Consider the following 15,186-nt stretch of genomic DNA (forward strand, 5'->3'; position numbering starts at 1 on the left):
TTGCTGAGGCTTTCAGTCCTCGGTGCGAATCTCCACGATCGTGGCTCGGATGCGCGCCTTCAGATCGGCGGGCGCGTAGTCTCCGCCACACTTGCGGGCCAGCAGCGCCTTGAGGTGCTCCTCGAGCCCGAACTGTTCCAAGCACGGATGGCACTCGTCGAGGTGCGTCTGCAGCGCCGCGCGCCGGGTCTTGTCGCATTCCTGGTCCAGGAACAGCCAGACCTCGGACAGCACCTCTGAGCAGTCGGTGTCGTGGGGTTCGCCGCAGTTCATGACGCGTCTCCGTTGCTGCCGTTGCCGCTACGGAGGAAACCGCGGTCGCGGGCGACGTCCGCCAGCATGTCGCGGAGCTGGCGCCGGCCCCGGTGCAACCGGGACATCACCGTGCCGATCGGGGTGCCCATGATGTCTGCGATCTCCTTGTACGCGAAGCCTTCGACATCGGCGAGGTAGACCGCGATCCGGAACTCCTCCGGCAACCGCTGCAATGCTTCCTTGACGTCGCTGTCGGGCAGGTTGTCGAGTGCCTCGACCTCGGCGCTGCGCAGCCCGGACGAGGTGTGGCTCTCCGCTCGCGCCAGCTGCCAGTCCGTGATCTCGTCGGTCGGCTGCTGGATCGGCTGGCGCTGCTTCTTGCGGTAGCCGTTGATGTAGGTGTTCGTCAGGATCCGGTACAACCAGGCCTTGAGGTTCGTGCCCTCCGAAAAGGACGCGAACGCCGAGTAGGCCTTGAGGAACGTCTCCTGCACCAGGTCCTCGGCGTCCGCCGGATTGCGCGTCATGCGCAGGGCAGCCGAGTACAGCTGGTCGAGCATGGGCATCGCGTCGCGCTCGAAACGTGCAGCGCGCTCCGCCGTCGTCTCTGTCGTGCCGGTGGCGGGCACCGCGCTCCCTTCCCACAGGTTCTGGGTCGGGACTGACTTTACGCGTGACCGCTCAAGCATGTTCGTTGCCACGTTCTGAGTAACAACCGAGGTGCTGGTAGTAATTCCGCATGGCCGGACGTGGGACCCCCGCCACAGCGCTGCTGGACAAGCAGCGGGTGGCGCACACCTTGCACTCGTACGAGCACGACCCCCGCCACGAGTCCTACGGGCTGGAGGCGGCCGAGGCGCTCGGGCTGGTGCCGGGACGCGTCTTCAAGACGCTCGTGGCCGAGGTGGACGGCAAGCTCGCGGTCGGCGTCGTACCGGTGACGGTGCAACTCGACCTGAAGGGCCTCGCGGCGGCGTTGAAGGGCAAGAAGGCCAAGATGGCCGTCGTCGCCGACGCCGAGCGCGCCACGGGTTATGTGGCCGGAGGTATTTCTCCACTCGGCCAGAAGAAGCGGCTGCCGGTCGTGCTCGACGAATCGGCCCTGCAATTCGAGACGGTGTTCTGCAGTGCCGGCCGGCGCGGTCTCGAAGTCGAGATCGCGCCGGCCGAACTGGTGCGACTCACCACTGCGGTGGTCGCGCGGATCAGTGCCTAGTGGCGTGGCTCAGAACCTTGACTGGGTAATTCACGCTCAGCAGGGCGCCTCGCGGCAACGTTCTGAGCCACGCCACTAGCTGACCGGCCACCCGATGTTGCCGGCCTGCACGGGCGCGCCGATCCACGACGGCCACGCGACGGTGACCCGGTCACCGAGGCTGCCCTTGCCGGGCAGGTCGAACTGGATGGACGCGGGGGTCACGTGCGGGCCGCTGATCCGCGACCCCACGTAGAGGACCGCGGAGTAGAACCCGTGGACGGTCGCCTCGCTGTATTCGCCCTGGCCACCGGTCAGCGGAACGTTCATGTCCGCGCCTTCGGCGTCGAGGAACCGCAGGTTGCTCACGCTGCCGCCGATGGTGCAGGTGACGCCCTCGACGGCGGTGAACCTGACCACGTGCCCCTTGTTCGTGGTCCCGTTCGGGCGCATGTCGTGCGCGCTGATCACCAGGTCGTCCCCGGTGCACCACGGTGCGACGTCGGCGGCCTGCGCCGTCGTCGGCCCCGCGGCGGACAGGAGGGCGGCACCGGCCAGCGCCAGTGCGGTGTTGCGGAACGAGTTCACGTGTCTCCCCGAATACGTCTCGATTGGTGTTCCCCTTACGACCTGGGTAACGCCATCAATGCGCATTCGGTTGCCGCGGCGAAGAATTGTCGTACTTCCGGCCGATGGTGTGTCCGTTCGGCCAGCGCGCTATTCCCCCGTCTGGCCGTCGATCGCTTCCCGGATCAGGTCGGCGTGACCGTTGTGGCGGGCGTACTCCTCGATCATGTGGTTGAGGATCCACCGCAGGCTGGGCGTGCGCCCGTCACGCCACGGCGCTCGCTTCGCCGGTTGGCTCAGGTCGCCACGCCTGAGCGCCTCGATGAGGTCCTTCCTGGCGCCGTCGACAGCGCGCAGCCACAACGCGCGCAACTGCTCCGGCGTGTCGTCGGCGGCCGAGCACCAGTCCCAGTCGTTGTCGGTCTTCCAGTCGACGCTCGCCCACGGTTCCAGCGGCTCGCGGTCGTGCAGGACGACGCGGAACCACTGCTGCTCCACGTAGGCGAGGTGCTTGACCATCCCGCCCAGGGTCATCGCGGACTTCGCGGCGGTCGCGTTGAGCTGCTCCGCGGTGAGACCCTCGATCTTCCACATGAGGGTGGCGCGGTGGAACTCGAGGAAGCCCTTGAGTGTGGCGAGCTCGTCGCCGCCCATCGGCGGTTCTGGCCTGCCCTGTTCATCGAAGACCGTCATGCGCCGAACGTTAGTCCAGCGGCCGCAGCACGCGGTCCAGCCACTCACCTACGGACCGGCCGACGTCGCCGACGGACGCCTTCAGCGAGTGGTCGCCCTTGAGCAGCACGACCTCGCGGTGGTGGCCGCCGCCGGGCTGACCGAACGGGTCGTTCTCCCCCTGCACGACCAGCGTGGCGACCTCGACGCCGTCGAGTTCGGCCATCCGCGACTTCTCCGGCTTGCCCGGCGGGTGCACGGGAAACGCCAGGCACAGCACCGCCACGGCCTGCCCCTCGACCGAGGTCCGGCAGGCCACGCGCGCGCCCGACGACCGGCCCCCGAACACCAGGGGCAGGCCGTCGAACCAGCGTTCACCCAGGTCCTCGACGACCGCCATCCACGCCGTGTCGAGCTGGCCGGCCGGCGCCGGGGCACGCCGGCCCGCGACGCGGTAGGGCTGTTCGACCAGCGCCACGTGCACGCCGACCGAGTTGGCGGCGCGGCACGCGGCGACGAGGTCCGGGGCCTCGACGCCGCCACCGGCGCCGTGACCCAGGAGCAGTGCTGCACGCGGTTCGTGGGCACAGTGCAGTGAGGCCCGCGCGGGGCCGTGCGGCGTGTCCACCAACAGCGTGGTCATGACGGCTCGAACAACGCGGGTGAGGGCTTCTCGTCTTCGGTGAGCGAGATGCGGTCCAACAGGGACGGCTTGTTGTTCTTCACGCTGTTCACCTCGGTCGACACCGGACGGAGCTCGAGCGCCTCGACGATCGACGGGTCGGGGGCCAGCAGCTCGCTCGGGTCGAGCGACGCCGGGTCGAGCCACGCCGACCAGCGGTCAGGAGGCAGCAGCAACGGCATGCGGTGGTGCACCTCGGTCATCGCGCCGATGGCTTCCGTGGTGAGCACGGCGCACGTGACGGTCGGCACGTCGTCCTTCCACCACACGGACCACAGGCCCGCCATGGCCAGCGACGTGTCGTCCCCGAGCGAGATGAAGTACGGCTGCTTGCGCCCCTCGCCCGGCTGCCACTCGTACCAACCGGCGGCGGGGATGATGCAGCGCCGCTTGATCGCCGACTGCTTGTACGCGGGCTTGGTCAGCACGGTCTCGGCGCGAGCGTTGATCATCTTGGCCGCGCCGGAGAGGTCCTTGGCCCAGTGCGGGACGAGACCCCAGCGCATGACGCGGATGGCGCGTTCCAGCTCCTCGTCCTCGGGCCGGCGCTCGACCACGGCCATGACGCGCTTGGTGGGGGCGATGTTGTAGTCCGCCCCCGGTGCCTCGTCGCCGGTCCCGTCCACCGCGTCGAACTCGGCCGCCAGCAGCGCCGGGTCCTTGGTGGAGGCGTACCTACCACACAAAACCGATCACCTCCGAAGTCCCAATTGTCCCACGACCGGAACACCTGTGCGAGCTTGCCAAGGCCGATGCGGGATCATTCGTGCATGACTCAGCACTGGTCAGCCCCCAGCGCGTCCGGCCCAGTCCACTCGACGGTGCCGGTGCCCGGCTCGAAGTCGATCACGAACCGCGTTCTGGTCCTCGCGGCACTGGCCGACGGGCCGTCCACGGTCCACGCGCCGCTGCGCAGCCGTGACACGGTGCTGATGACGGCCGCGCTCTCGTCGCTGGGCGCCGGCATCACCGATCGCGAGGACGGCGACTGGGACGTGCTGCCCGGTCTGCTGCGCGGGCCGGCGGAGGTCGACTGCGGTCTCGCGGGCACGGTCATGCGCTTCCTGCCGCCCGCCGCCGCGCTGGCCGAGGGCGAGATCCGGTTCGACGGCGACCCGCACGCGCGGACGCGGCCGATGAGCACCGTGCTGGGTGCGTTGCGGTCGCTGGGCGTCGAGATCGACGGGGACGCGCTGCCGTTCACGTTGCACGGCACGGGATCGGTGCCCGGTGGTGAGGTGACGATCGACGCGTCGGGCTCGTCGCAGTTCGTGTCCGGGCTGCTGCTGTCCGCCGCCCGGTTCGACAAGGGCGTCACGATCCGGCACGACGGCAAGCCCGTGCCCTCGCTGCCGCACATCGACATGACGGTCCAGACGCTGCGGGCGGTCGGCGTCGAGGTGGACACCAGCGTGCCGGATGTGTGGCGCGTGGAGCCCGGTGTGATCAAGGCGCGCACGTGGCACGTGGAGCCGGACCTGTCGAACGCGACGGTGTTCCTCGCGGCGGCCGCGGTGACCGGTGGCGAGGTGACGATTCCCCACTGGCCCGCCGCCACGACCCAGCCCGGCGACGCGGTGCGCGGCATCCTCGAGCGCATGGGCTGTGCGGTCGAGGTGTCGGAGCGCGGCCTGACCGTGCGGGGCCCGGCGAAGCTGTCCGGTGTGGACATCGACCTGCGTGACGAGAGCGAGCTCACCCCGACCGTCGCCGCGCTCGCGGCGCTGGCCGAGGGCCGCACGACCATCCGGGGCGTGGCGCACATCCGCGGCCACGAGACGGACCGGATCGCCGCGCTCGTCAACGAGATCAACGCGGTCGGCGGCAACGCGTCCGAGACCGAGGACGGCCTGGTCATCGACCCCGCTCCCCTGCACGGCGGTGTGTGGAAGGCCTACGCGGACCACCGGATGGCGACCGCGGGCGCGATCATCGGGCTGGTGGTGCCGGGCATGTCGGTGGACGACATCGGCAGCACCACCAAGACGATCCCCGACTTCCCTGGCATGTGGGACGCCATGCTCACCGGGGGCGCGTAGAAGTGAGCAAGCAGGACTGGCGCAAACTCGACGAGTCCGACGTGCGCGTGCGCCCCGGCAAGGGGACGCGCCCACGCACCAAGAAACGGCCGGAACACTCCGACGCCGAGACCGCGATGGTCATCGGTGTCGACCGTGGCCGCTGGACGTGCGCGATGGAGTCCGGCGCCGTCGTCACGGCGATGCGCGCACGCGAACTGGGCCGCACGCCCGTGGTGGTCGGCGACCAGGTCGGCATCGTCGGCGACACGACGGGTGAGCGGGACACGCTGGCCCGCATCGTGCGCGTCGAGCAGCGGACCTCGGTGCTGCGCAGGACCGCGGACGACACCGATCCGTTCGAACGGGTCGTCGTCGCGAACGCGTCCCAGCTCATCATGGTCGTCGCGCTGGCGGATCCCCCGCCGCGCACGGGTTTCATCGACCGCTGCCTGGTCGCCGCGTACGCCGGCGGCCTGGAACCGGTGCTGTGCCTGACGAAGTCGGACCTGGCATCGCCGGACTCGCTGCTGGCGCTGTACACCGAGCTCGACGTGCCGGTGGTGGTGACGCGGTCCGACGAGGAGCCCGCCGAACTGCGCGCCCGGCTGACGAACACGGTGTCGTGCCTCATCGGCCACTCGGGTGTCGGCAAGTCCACTTTGGTCAACAAGCTCGTGCCGGACGCGAACCGCGCGGTGGGCGTGGTGTCCGGAGTGGGCAAGGGCCGGCACACCTCCACCCAGGCCGTCGCCCTGTGGCTGCCCGAGGGCGGCTGGGTCGTGGACACGCCGGGCATCCGCTCGTTCGGCCTCGCCCACATCACGCCGGACGACATCGTGAAGGCCTTCCCGGACTTCGCCGAGGCCGCCGAGGAGTGTCCGCCCGGCTGCGGCCACCTGGGCTCACCCGAGGACCCCGGCTGCATGCTGGACGAGCTCGTGCCGGACGCGCCGGGGCGGTTGACGTCGTTGCGGCGGCTGCTCGCGTCCCGTGCCGGCATGGACGACTACACGGACGGATCATGAGCATGCGCTGGACGTTGCCCCTGCTGGTCGCTCTCGCCGCGTGCTCGGCCCCGCAGGAGCCCAAGGCACCGGCGTTCACGGAGGTCGACCCCTGCACGCTGCTCGCCTCCGGCGACGCGGGGCAGATGAACGGGTCTCCCACCAGGACCGACCGGTCCTGCGACTTCCCGTTCGACTCGCTGACCGTGCGGCTCACGCTGCTGAGCGCGAAGTACGCCGACGAGTCGCAGAAGCTGCTGTCCGACGGCGGCTACGGCGGCGTGGTCGGCGACCGGCCGCTGACACGCAAGTGCGTCGACTCCTCGAGCGAGGTGACGTGCGATGCCGTCCTCGAGGTGAAGGACGGGCAGGTCATCGGGCTGAAGGTCCTGCAGCGCAACCACGACCTCAACCTGGTCGGGCAGGTCACGCAGGGACTGGCGGCGAAAGCGCTGGAAAGGCTCCCGAAGTGAAGCGTCTGCTGCCGTTGCTGCTCCTGCTGGCGGGCTGCGCGTCCACTCCCGTCGCGACCGCGCCCTCCACCACCACGACGACCACGACCACCGAGACGACGGTCGTCACGACGTCGCCGCGGATCGACACGCCGAGCAAACTCCCCGCCGATCCGTGTCTGATGCTGACCGCGGCGGATTTCCAGACCCCGCTGGCCGGCCCACCGGGCCCGCACCCCGAACTGCCGAGGTCCTGCGCGTGGCAGGAAGGCACGGGCGCCGAGTCGGACATGCTCGTCCTGGTGGCGTTCGCGGACGCGTACGAGAAGCCGGAGAAGGCGCCGGAAATGCTCATCCAGGGCCACTCGGCCGCGGTGTCGTTCAACACCGGGCCCGGCGTCATGGAGTGCACCTACCTCGTCGCGGTCAACGCCACCGAGTCGTTCAAGGTCATCGTGAGCCTGCCGAACGCCAACTCGGCCCAGGTCTCGCAGATCGCGCTGGGCAAGGCGAAGACGGCGTTCAAGCGGCTCGTCGCGGCCTGATCACCCCATGTGCGGGTAGCGGTGATCGGTCTGCGGCACCAGGGTCTCCTTGATGGCGCGCGGGCTCGTCCACCGCTGCAGGTTGTAGATCGAGCCCGCCTTGTCGTTGGTGCCGGAACCGCGCGACCCGCCGAACGGCTGCTGCCCGACGACGGCACCGGTCGGTTTGTCGTTGACGTAGAAGTTGCCCGCGGCGAACCGCAGCGCGCGGTGTGCCTGTTCGATGGCGGCACGGTCGCGCGCGAAGACGGCGCCGGTCAGCGCGTACGGCGTCGAGGTGTCGATGGTCTCCATGATCTTCGGGTAGTCCGCGTCCTCGTAGACGTGCACGGCCAGGATCGGGCCGAAGTACTCGCTCGTGAAGATGTCGTGGCGCGGGTCGGTGCCGAGCAGCACGGTCGGGTCGACGAAGTAGCCCACCGAGTCGTCGCACGAGCCGCCTGCCAGCACCTCGACCGAAGTGGACGCGGAGGCCATCAGCAACGCCTCCTCGTGCTTGGCGAACGCGCGGTGGTCGATCACCGCGCCGCCGAACACCGACAGGTCCGTGACATCGCCGTAGGACAACGACTTCGTCACGTCGAGCAGCTGTTCGCGCACGCCGCCCTCCCACAACGACCGAGGGATGTAGGACCGCGAGGCCGCTGAGCACTTCTGGCCCTGGTACTCGAAAGCACCGCGCACCAGCCCGGTGACGAGCGCCTGGGGATCGGCGGAGGCGTGTGCCAGCACGAAGTCCTTGCCGCCGGTCTCGCCGACGACGCGCGGGTAGGCGCGGTAGTTGTCGAGGTTGCCCGCCATGGTCTGCCACAGCGCCTTGAACGTGCGGGTGGAGCCGGTGAAGTGCAGGCCGGCGAAGAACCTGTCCCGCAGCGCGACCTGGCTCAGCGCCTGGCCGTCGCCGGTCACGAGGTTGATCACGCCTGGTGGCAGGCCCGCTTCCTCGAGCAGCCGCATGGTGAAGTGCGCGGCCAGCTGCTGCGTCGGCGACGGCTTCCACAGCACCGCGTTGCCCATCAGCGCGGGCGCCAGCGGCAGGTTGCCCGCGATGGCGGTGAAGTTGAACGGCGTGATCGCCACGACGAACCCGTCGAGCGGCCGGTGGTCCATCCGGTTCCACACGCCCGGCGACGAGACCGGCTGTTCCTCGAGGATGCGGCGGCCGAAGTGGACGTTGAAGCGCAGGAAGTCGATGAGCTCGCACGCCGCGTCGATCTCGGCCTGCTGCACGGACTTCGACTGGCCGAGGATCGTGGCGGCGTTGAGGGTGTCGCGCCACGGCCCCGCGAGCAGGTCGGCCGCCCGCAGCAGCACCGCGGCCCGCTCGTCGAACGGCAGCTCCTGCCAGCCCGGTGCGGCGTGCTGGGCGGCGCGCATGGCATCGGCGACGTCGGAGTTCGTGGCCTGCGCCGTCACGCCGAGGACGTGCCTGTGGTCGTGCGGCTGGACCACGTCGATGCGGTCGCCACCGCCCATCCGCTGCTCACCGCTGATGGTCATCGTCAGCTCGTGCGTGGTGCCTTCGAGCTCCGCGATGCGTGCCTGCAGGCTGACCCGTTCGGCGCTACCGGGTGCATAGGTGCGCACGGGCTCGTTGACCGGTTCGGGTGCAGACGTGACTGCGTCCATTCCCCCATCGTGGCACGCGGTAGTAGGGTCCGTCGGGTGGCGCGGGTGACTGGCATCGGCGGGGTTTTCCTGCGTTCAAGGGATCCTGCGCGCTTGGCCGCCTGGTATCGCGACAACCTGGGCGTTCCGATGAGCGAGAAGGGCACCGTCACCTTCCACTGGCTCGACACGGCGACGAACGAGTTCCCCGGCACGACGACGATGGCGTTGTTCGCGCAGGACACGGAGTACATCGGCGAGCCCCACCAGCGCACCATGCTGAACCTGCGCGTGGACGACCTGGTGTCGTTGATGGCCAAGCTGAAGGCGCGCGGCGTCGAGGTGCTGCCCGACACCGAGGACTCGGAGTTCGGGATGTTCGGGTGGTGCGTCGACCCCGAGGGCAACCGCATCGAGCTGTGGGAACCGGCAGAGGGAATGTGACCGTGCTCGACGAAGCGGTGCAGGCGCTGCGGGAGTGGCAGCGCGACGACCTGCCGTTCCAGCTCCATCCAGGAGATCTGGGCTGGTACCGGCGTTTCGGCGCCAAGGCGACCGATGAGGCGATCCGGATCTGGCGTGGCGACGGGCGGATCGTCGCCGTCGGGCTGCTGGACGGCGCCGACCTGCTGCGGTTCACGATCGCGCCGGACGCCCGCGCCGACGAGGAGCTCGCACGGCGGCTGGCCGACGACGTCAGCACTCCCGGACGCGGCGTCCTCCCCGCCGGGACGGTGTACGTCGAGTCCCCGTGGGGCACGCGCTTCCAGGAGCTGATGTTCGAGCGCGGCTGGCGGTCCGACGTGCCGTGGACGCCGCTGCGCCGCGATCTCGGTGTCCCGGTACCGGATCCCGGCGTGCGGGTCGAGGTCATCGGCCATGACCAGGCCGATGTGCACGCCGCCGTGATCCGGGCGTCGTTCGAGAAGTCGACGTTCACCGAGGAGCGCTGGCACGCGATGGCCATCGGCTCGCCGTACGCCGACGCCCGCAGCCTGGTCGCTTTCGACCGAGGTGACGCGGTGGCGGCGGTGACGGTGTGGTCGGCCGGGCCGGGCAGGCCGGGGTTGATCGAACCCATGGGCGTGCACCACGACCACCGGGGCAGGGGTTTCGGCACGGCGATCACCCTCGCCGCGGCGTCAGCGCTGCGTGAGCTCGGCTCGTCGAGCGCGCTCGTCTGCACGCCGAGCTCGAACGTCGGCGCCGTCGCCACCTACCGGGCAGCCGGGTTCGACCAGCTGCCCGAGGTGCACGACCAGCGTCGTTAGAGGAGTTCCAGGACGAACGGGAGCTCCTGGGCGGCGTACCAGGCCAGTTCGTGGTCCTCGGCGCTGCCCAGCGCGAACTCGGCGTCCGGGTCGCCCAGGTCCGCCGCGTCGATGACGTCCGCGGCCGCGCGCACGTCCTCTTCGGCCTCGGCCGTGTCGAGGTGCACGGCGGCGACGTCCTTCAGGGTGAACGAACCGCCGACCTTCACGACCGAGAAGTCGAGGTCCGGGCGCAACGTCACGTCGTCCATGTCCACCGCGAGCACCGCGCGCCGCGGCTCTGCCTTCTCGTCCGCCGCCAGCAGCCGCAGCGAAGCACGGGCGGCATCCAGCATCGCCGCGTACTCCAGCTCCTCCGTGTCGCCCGCCGCGTAGGACTCGCGCAACGCCGGCGTCAGCGCGAACGCCGTGCCGGTGACCGGAGCCAGTTCGCCGCTGTCGACGAACGCGCGCAGCATCGGCACCGTGGCCGGGATGTAGACCCTCATGCGCTCGCCGTCCCCATCAATTCCTCCACCGACTCCTCGACCATGGTCGCGAGAACGTCCACATCGGACATGGCGTCGCGGTCGCCGTTCAAACCGAAGTACACACCGCCGTCGTACGACGTCACCCCGATGGCCAGCGCCTGGTTCTTGGCGAGCGGGACGACCGGGAAGATCTCGGTCATTCTGGCCCCCGCCGCGTACAGCGGCACCTGCGGGCCGGGAACGTTGGTGACGATGACGTTGAACAGCCGGCGGCTGAACGAGCTCGCGGCCCGTGCGCCGAGCGCGTGCAACGTCGGCGGGGCGAAGCCGGAGACCTTCACCAGCGCGTCGGCGGCGACGGACTGGCCGGACTCCTGGTGCGCGCGCATCGCGTGGCTCACGTGGTGCAGGCGGACGACCGGGTTCGGCTCGCCGACCGGGAGGTCGACCAGGTAGGCGCTCACGTTGTTGCCCGAGTCCGGGTCGGCCTCGCGGACGCTCAGCGGGGCCATCGCGCGGATCGTGGTACTGCCGGTGACGTTCTCGCCGCGGCTGAGCAGCCAGTTGCGCAGGGCGCCGCTCAGGGCCGCGAGCACCACGTCGTTGACCGTGCCGCCGTGCTGCTTGCGGATGGCGCGCAGGTCGTCGAGCTGGGCGCGCGCGACGGCGAACCGGCGCTGCGGCGAGGTGATGCGGACGTTCAGCGGGGAACCGGGCGCGGGCGTCGCGGCGGTGCGGACGGCCGAGGCGAGCACGCTGAACGCGTTGAAGACCTTCTCGACCGTGTTGACGGTGTCGAGCGCGGCGCTGCGGACGTTCTCCACGAGCTCGCCGGGACTGTGCACGATGTCGGTGACCGCGTCGGCCACGAGCTGCAGCGCACCGGGCTCGGGCTGCGGCATCCAGAGGTTCTCGACGTTCGTGCGCGGCGTCGGCGAGACGTCCAGCATGACCTGGCCGATCTCCAGCGACGCGATGCCGTCGATCATGGCCTGGTGGGTCTTGGTGATGACCGCTGTCTGGTTCTTCTCCAGGCCTTCGACCAGGTAGATCTCCCACAGCGGGCGGGAGTGGTCGAGCGGGCGCGACATCAGGCGCGCGATCAGGTCGTGCAGCTGCGTCTCGTTGCCCGGTTTGGGCAGGGCGCTGCGGCGAACGTGGTAGGTGACGTCGAAGTCGGGGTCGTCGACCCACACGGGGCGTGCGATGCGTCCGGGGACGTGCACGACCTTCTGCCGGTAGCGCGGCACGAGGCTGAGGCGTTGCTCGATGAGGTCGACGAGCTTGTCGTAGTCGAAGCCCGCCTTGGGCCGCCGGAACACCGCCACCCCGCCGACGTGCATCGGCGTCTTGGCGTCCTCCAGGTACAGGAACGAGGCGTCCAGCGCTGACAGGCGGTCCGGCATGCACCCAGCCTAGTGGCGTTCGCGGTCCATCAGCTTCTGAAGTGCCGCGCGCTCGCGCGGATCACGGTCGTGCCGCTCCAGCCGGATGCGCGCGGCCTCCGGAATCGCGTTCCTCGCCTCCGGGTCCACGTTGGCCATGAACGACCGGAGGAACCGCCAGCGCGTGAGCTTCATGACCGGCGCGAGGTGGGCGACGGCCAGCGACACCCAGCTCAGTGCGACGTCGAGCCTGCGGTCGCCCTTGGTGGCGCTCGCCCAGTCCAGGACCACGGGCCCTTCCGGGCCGAGCACGACGTTGCCGGGGTGCAGGTCGAGGTGCAGCAGGTCGCCGTCGCCGGTGAGGAAGCCGGGCGCCGGGATGACGTCGAGGCGGTGGTGCAGGTCCGCGAGCTCCTCGCCGAGGCTGCCCGCGAGCCACGGCTTGCGGCCGATCTCCTCGGACATCCGCGGGCCGGGCACGTACTGCATGACCAGTTCGTCTTCCGTGGCCTCGTGCACGCGCGGGACGGGGATGCCGTAGCCGCTCAGGTACGACATCATCTCGGCCTCGCGCCGCAGGTCACGGCCGGTGCGCGTGCGTTTGACGAGCAGCCCGTCGGACCGGATGAACACATCCGAGTCCTGACCGCTCGCGAGATGTTGACGTTCCGCGACGCTGCGCATACCTGCCGTCATGTGACGATCATCATCGATATGATCCAAAGCACAAGGGCCGAACGGCTCTAGTGGAGCTCTTCACCCGTTTGAGCCCGCTGTGCCCGCCTCTGTCACCCTCTTCCCGTGGAGATCTCGCCCAAGGACCGCTTCGTCACCGTCTACGGCCGCAAGCCAGTGCTGGAAGCGCTGGACGACCCGACGCTCACGGTCGACAAGGTGGTGCTCGCCGACACGGCCCGAGGCGCGGCCGCGCACGAGATCATCGACGCGGCCCGTTCGCGTGGCGTCGCCGTGCAGCGGGCGACCGCGCAGCGCGTGAAGGTGCTGGCAGGCAACGGCAAGCAGGACCAGGGCGTGCTCGCCGACGTGGTCGCGCCGCGCATGAAGCCGCTCGCGCTGGCCCTGGAAGAGGGCTCGCTGGGGTCCGTGCTCGTGCTGGACGGCATCACGACCCCCGCGAACGTGGGCATGATCCTGCGCACCGCGACCGCCGCGGGCATCGACGGCATCGTCGTGCCGCGCCGGGGCGTCGCCTCGATCGACCCGCTCGTGGTGAAGGCCTCCGCCGGAGTGGCTTTCCGCGCGCCCGTGCTGCGCTGCGGCACCTCGGCGGAGGCCTCGGCTTTGTTGCGCGCGTCCGGCTATTCGCTCCACGCGCTCGATTCCCACGCGCCCGACACGATTTATTCCGCTACTTTCCCGGCACGCGCGGCTTTCGTGCTCGGCAGCGAAACGTCCGGAATCACCGACGACGTGCGTCCACACATCACGTCGTGGTTGTCGATTCCGATGGCGGCGGGCGTGGAATCCCTCAATGTCGCATCAGCGGCGGCCGTGCTCTGCTTCGAGCTGGTGCGCCGGGCCCAGTGATCAGATCCAGTCGACGTGGTACCCGTCGACCCGCGGGTACCCCAGCAGCGACTCGCACTCCGCCACCGAGGGCTCGCCCCTGACCCGGCCGACCGTGCCGTACTGGTCCCAGACGCCGAGCCCGTTCGTGCAGTGCGCGACGGCCCGGAACCGCCCTGGCCGGCCCTCGTCGCAGTAGACCTCGACGGTGCGCCCGTCCCTCAGATAGTCCTCGAAGCAGCCGCGTTCCTGCGCCTGCGCGGGTGATGCAATTGCCGTGGCTGCAATGGCGACCGCAACACAAGCGACAATTCTTCGCATTTTCTCCCCTATTCAATCGACTACCGACTAATTCGACGCTAGTACCTGGCCGAAAAAGGGGCAATGACGCTCCGGGGTGAACCCTCAATCGCGGAGTGCGATCGCTAGCAGTATTTCCAGCTCCTCGAGGGTGGACCGTGTCGACCGATGGTGGACACCGACCATGCCCGCCTCCGCAGCCCCGCGAACGTTGACCGCGAGGTCGTCCACGAAGACGCACTCCTCCGGCTTCACGTTCAGCCTGCCGGCCGTGAGCAGGTAGATCTCGGTGTCCGGCTTGGCGAGCCCGACCTCGCCGGAGATGACCGCGGCGTCCAGCACCGCGGTCAGCACCACGGGCGGCTGCCACCAACCGTCCGCATTGGACAGCAGAGCGGTCTTGATCCCGTGCTGCCTGGCCTTGCGCAGGGCGGTGAGGAGCGGCGGCTCGGCGGGGTTGTCCTCGCCGGGGTCGGTCAGGACGCCGCCGTAGTCGAGCACCAGGGCTTTGAGCATGGTGGGGACCGTAACCCCACTTTCGGGTGTTCGGTGTCCTGATCCGGCCGCTGGCTCGCCTGGTCAACCATGCCCCCAGTTGTCCGCCGCCTGCCCGCGTACGAGCCTCCGGTCGGAGGCCCCGCCCGAATCCCCCTGCCCCGGCCGCGCCCGGTGTGGGTGCCGGCCCCGGAGCCACCGCCACCCGTCCTGGACGCCGCACGGCTGCTCTCGGTCGTGCTGGAGGTGCTGGACGGGCGGCGGCCTGCCCGGTTGCTGCGGGAGATCGCCGTGCCGGTGCTGGCGGCCCGGCTGGTCGGGGCGGTTCGTGCCCGGACCACTCGGATGCTGCGGGCGCCTCGGGTCTGCCACCCGTCTCGGCTCGTGGCGGAGATGTCGGTGACCCTGCGGAGGGAGGGGCGGGTGGTGGCGGCGGCCTGTCGGGCCGAGCACTCCGGCGGGAGGTGGTGGGTCACGTCGTTCACGGTGCTGGAGTGAGGCCCGCGCCGGCCGCACCGCGCCTTGCCGACGTGCCGCACCCTGGCGCGTCCTGCCCTGCCAGGGTCCTCAACGCTGCTGCGTGGGCCACGCTTCCGGGAGAACGCGGCCCATGCACGGGCGGTGGCGCGACAGCGGCTGCGGTGGCGCGGCGCCGATGGCGACTGCCGCAGTCGCGGGGTCGCTCGGCTTCGCGGAGCACGCAACCTGCCTCACCCTGCCGCTCTGCCACGCACTGG

21 protein-coding genes are annotated in these 15,186 nt (G+C 70.0%); 9 read left to right on the forward strand and 12 right to left on the reverse strand.

Annotation, left to right across the window (positions count from 1 at the left end; translation table 11 throughout):
- Positions 1-12: 12 nt before the first annotated feature.
- The gene (rsrA, locus tag LX88_RS00085; RefSeq protein WP_090067361.1) at positions 13-273 is read right to left on the reverse strand and encodes a mycothiol system anti-sigma-R factor; all 261 of its coding nucleotides are present in this window, start codon (positions 271-273) and stop codon (positions 13-15) included.
- Positions 270-944 carry a sigma-70 family RNA polymerase sigma factor gene (locus LX88_RS00090; protein WP_245982674.1) on the reverse strand — a complete coding sequence of 225 codons (675 nt, stop codon included), beginning with the start codon at positions 942-944 and terminating at the stop codon, positions 270-272. The genes rsrA and LX88_RS00090 overlap by 4 nt, the downstream gene beginning before the upstream one ends.
- A 50-nt stretch (positions 945-994) precedes the next feature.
- Between LX88_RS00090 and ybaK the strand changes: the two genes are divergently transcribed.
- Complete coding sequence (gene ybaK / locus LX88_RS00095; protein WP_258945889.1) at positions 995-1,471, forward strand: Cys-tRNA(Pro) deacylase; 477 nt, start codon at positions 995-997, stop codon at positions 1,469-1,471.
- 75 nt (positions 1,472-1,546) lie between these two features.
- Here ybaK and LX88_RS00100 read toward each other — a convergent pair whose 3' ends face one another.
- The 4 genes from LX88_RS00100 to LX88_RS00115 all read right to left on the reverse strand — a co-directional run bounded on the left by LX88_RS00100 (position 1,547) and on the right by LX88_RS00115 (position 4,057).
- Positions 1,547-2,038, reverse strand: coding sequence for a hypothetical protein (locus LX88_RS00100; RefSeq protein ID WP_258945890.1), 492 nt, complete (start codon positions 2,036-2,038; stop codon positions 1,547-1,549).
- 129 nt (positions 2,039-2,167) lie between these two features.
- Entirely contained in the window at positions 2,168-2,710 is a 543-nt protein-coding gene (locus tag LX88_RS00105) for a DinB family protein (protein ID WP_258945891.1), read from the reverse strand.
- Positions 2,711-2,720: 10 nt separating this feature from the next.
- On the reverse strand, positions 2,721-3,332 hold the full coding sequence (locus tag LX88_RS00110; RefSeq protein WP_258945892.1) for an alpha/beta hydrolase family protein: 612 nt from the start codon (positions 3,330-3,332) through the stop codon (positions 2,721-2,723).
- The gene (locus tag LX88_RS00115) at positions 3,329-4,057 is read right to left on the reverse strand and encodes an SOS response-associated peptidase (protein ID WP_258945893.1); all 729 of its coding nucleotides are present in this window, start codon (positions 4,055-4,057) and stop codon (positions 3,329-3,331) included. Before LX88_RS00115 ends, LX88_RS00110 begins: the two co-directional genes overlap by 4 nt.
- Positions 4,058-4,141: 84 nt before the next feature.
- On the opposite strand from LX88_RS00115, the gene aroA reads away from it, so the two are divergent.
- The 4 genes from aroA to LX88_RS00135 are packed head-to-tail and all read left to right on the forward strand — an operon-like array spanning position 4,142 to position 7,393.
- Complete coding sequence (gene aroA, locus LX88_RS00120; RefSeq protein ID WP_258945894.1) at positions 4,142-5,410, forward strand: 3-phosphoshikimate 1-carboxyvinyltransferase; 1,269 nt, start codon at positions 4,142-4,144, stop codon at positions 5,408-5,410.
- Between the two features lie 2 nt (positions 5,411-5,412).
- The gene (gene rsgA / locus LX88_RS00125; RefSeq protein ID WP_258945895.1) at positions 5,413-6,417 is read left to right on the forward strand and encodes a ribosome small subunit-dependent GTPase A; all 1,005 of its coding nucleotides are present in this window, start codon (positions 5,413-5,415) and stop codon (positions 6,415-6,417) included.
- Positions 6,414-6,869, forward strand: a complete 456-nt coding sequence (locus tag LX88_RS00130; protein WP_258945896.1) for a hypothetical protein — start codon at positions 6,414-6,416, stop codon at positions 6,867-6,869. The genes rsgA and LX88_RS00130 overlap by 4 nt, the downstream gene beginning before the upstream one ends.
- Positions 6,866-7,393: a DUF3558 family protein gene (locus LX88_RS00135; RefSeq protein WP_258945897.1), complete on the forward strand. Its 528-nt coding sequence runs from the start codon at positions 6,866-6,868 to the stop codon at positions 7,391-7,393. Before LX88_RS00130 ends, LX88_RS00135 begins: the two co-directional genes overlap by 4 nt.
- On the opposite strand, the gene pruA is transcribed toward LX88_RS00135, so the two are convergent.
- Positions 7,394-9,022, reverse strand: coding sequence for an L-glutamate gamma-semialdehyde dehydrogenase (gene pruA / locus LX88_RS00140; RefSeq protein ID WP_258945898.1), 1,629 nt, complete (start codon positions 9,020-9,022; stop codon positions 7,394-7,396). It abuts the gene before it with no gap.
- 36 nt (positions 9,023-9,058) lie between these two features.
- Here pruA and LX88_RS00145 point away from each other — a divergent pair, with 36 nt between their 5' ends.
- Positions 9,059-9,445 (forward strand): VOC family protein, encoded by a 387-nt coding sequence (locus tag LX88_RS00145; protein ID WP_170176182.1) that lies wholly within the window; start codon positions 9,059-9,061, stop codon positions 9,443-9,445.
- Positions 9,446-9,447: 2 nt separating this feature from the next.
- Positions 9,448-10,272, forward strand: coding sequence for a GNAT family N-acetyltransferase (locus LX88_RS00150; protein ID WP_258945899.1), 825 nt, complete (start codon positions 9,448-9,450; stop codon positions 10,270-10,272).
- Here LX88_RS00150 and LX88_RS00155 read toward each other — a convergent pair.
- The 3 genes from LX88_RS00155 to LX88_RS00165 are packed head-to-tail and all read right to left on the reverse strand — an operon-like array spanning position 10,269 to position 12,823.
- Positions 10,269-10,760, reverse strand: coding sequence for a DUF6912 family protein (locus LX88_RS00155; RefSeq protein WP_258945900.1), 492 nt, complete (start codon positions 10,758-10,760; stop codon positions 10,269-10,271). The genes LX88_RS00150 and LX88_RS00155 overlap by 4 nt on opposite strands.
- A complete protein-coding gene (locus tag LX88_RS00160; RefSeq protein ID WP_258945901.1) occupies positions 10,757-12,148 on the reverse strand; it encodes a WS/DGAT/MGAT family O-acyltransferase in 1,392 nt (463 codons plus the stop codon). Before LX88_RS00160 ends, LX88_RS00155 begins: the two co-directional genes overlap by 4 nt.
- Positions 12,149-12,157: 9 nt before the next feature.
- Positions 12,158-12,823, reverse strand: coding sequence for a phosphotransferase (locus LX88_RS00165; protein WP_258945902.1), 666 nt, complete (start codon positions 12,821-12,823; stop codon positions 12,158-12,160).
- A gap of 105 nt (positions 12,824-12,928) precedes the next feature.
- On the opposite strand from LX88_RS00165, the gene LX88_RS00170 reads away from it, so the two are divergent.
- Positions 12,929-13,675, forward strand: a complete 747-nt coding sequence (locus LX88_RS00170; RefSeq protein ID WP_258945903.1) for a TrmH family RNA methyltransferase — start codon at positions 12,929-12,931, stop codon at positions 13,673-13,675.
- On the opposite strand, the gene LX88_RS00175 is transcribed toward LX88_RS00170, so the two are convergent.
- Together LX88_RS00175 and LX88_RS00180 are read right to left on the reverse strand one after the other, a co-directional pair.
- Positions 13,676-13,975 carry a hypothetical protein gene (locus LX88_RS00175; RefSeq protein WP_258945904.1) on the reverse strand — a complete coding sequence of 100 codons (300 nt, stop codon included), beginning with the start codon at positions 13,973-13,975 and terminating at the stop codon, positions 13,676-13,678.
- Between the two features lie 84 nt (positions 13,976-14,059).
- Positions 14,060-14,470: an HAD-IA family hydrolase gene (locus tag LX88_RS00180; protein ID WP_258945905.1), complete on the reverse strand. Its 411-nt coding sequence runs from the start codon at positions 14,468-14,470 to the stop codon at positions 14,060-14,062.
- A 69-nt stretch (positions 14,471-14,539) separates the two neighbouring features.
- On the opposite strand from LX88_RS00180, the gene LX88_RS00185 reads away from it, so the two are divergent.
- Positions 14,540-14,947 carry an Rv3235 family protein gene (locus LX88_RS00185; protein ID WP_258945906.1) on the forward strand — a complete coding sequence of 136 codons (408 nt, stop codon included), beginning with the start codon at positions 14,540-14,542 and terminating at the stop codon, positions 14,945-14,947.
- The last annotated feature ends 239 nt before the right edge of the window (positions 14,948-15,186 follow it).

Origin of the sequence: Lentzea californiensis, assembly GCF_024648825.1 — a bacterium.
Classification (GTDB): Bacteria; Actinomycetota; Actinomycetes; order Mycobacteriales; family Pseudonocardiaceae; genus Lentzea; species Lentzea californiensis.

Excerpts from the sequence above, each read along its gene's own strand:
- rsrA (WP_090067361.1), bottom strand. The coding sequence starts at position 273 with ATGAACTGCGGCGAACCCCACGACACCGACTGCTCAGAGGTGCTGTCC.
- LX88_RS00090 (WP_245982674.1), bottom strand. The coding sequence starts at position 944 with ATGCTTGAGCGGTCACGCGTAAAGTCAGTCCCGACCCAGAACCTGTGG.
- ybaK (WP_258945889.1), top strand. The coding sequence starts at position 995 with ATGGCCGGACGTGGGACCCCCGCCACAGCGCTGCTGGACAAGCAGCGG.
- LX88_RS00105 (WP_258945891.1), bottom strand. The coding sequence starts at position 2,710 with ATGACGGTCTTCGATGAACAGGGCAGGCCAGAACCGCCGATGGGCGGC.
- LX88_RS00110 (WP_258945892.1), bottom strand. The coding sequence starts at position 3,332 with ATGACCACGCTGTTGGTGGACACGCCGCACGGCCCCGCGCGGGCCTCA.
- aroA (WP_258945894.1), top strand. The coding sequence starts at position 4,142 with ATGACTCAGCACTGGTCAGCCCCCAGCGCGTCCGGCCCAGTCCACTCG.
- LX88_RS00130 (WP_258945896.1), top strand. The coding sequence starts at position 6,414 with ATGAGCATGCGCTGGACGTTGCCCCTGCTGGTCGCTCTCGCCGCGTGC.
- pruA (WP_258945898.1), bottom strand. The coding sequence starts at position 9,022 with ATGGACGCAGTCACGTCTGCACCCGAACCGGTCAACGAGCCCGTGCGC.
- LX88_RS00155 (WP_258945900.1), bottom strand. The coding sequence starts at position 10,760 with ATGAGGGTCTACATCCCGGCCACGGTGCCGATGCTGCGCGCGTTCGTC.
- LX88_RS00160 (WP_258945901.1), bottom strand. The coding sequence starts at position 12,148 with ATGCCGGACCGCCTGTCAGCGCTGGACGCCTCGTTCCTGTACCTGGAG.
- LX88_RS00165 (WP_258945902.1), bottom strand. The coding sequence starts at position 12,823 with ATGACGGCAGGTATGCGCAGCGTCGCGGAACGTCAACATCTCGCGAGC.
- LX88_RS00175 (WP_258945904.1), bottom strand. The coding sequence starts at position 13,975 with ATGCGAAGAATTGTCGCTTGTGTTGCGGTCGCCATTGCAGCCACGGCA.
- LX88_RS00180 (WP_258945905.1), bottom strand. The coding sequence starts at position 14,470 with ATGCTCAAAGCCCTGGTGCTCGACTACGGCGGCGTCCTGACCGACCCC.
- LX88_RS00185 (WP_258945906.1), top strand. The coding sequence starts at position 14,540 with ATGCCCCCAGTTGTCCGCCGCCTGCCCGCGTACGAGCCTCCGGTCGGA.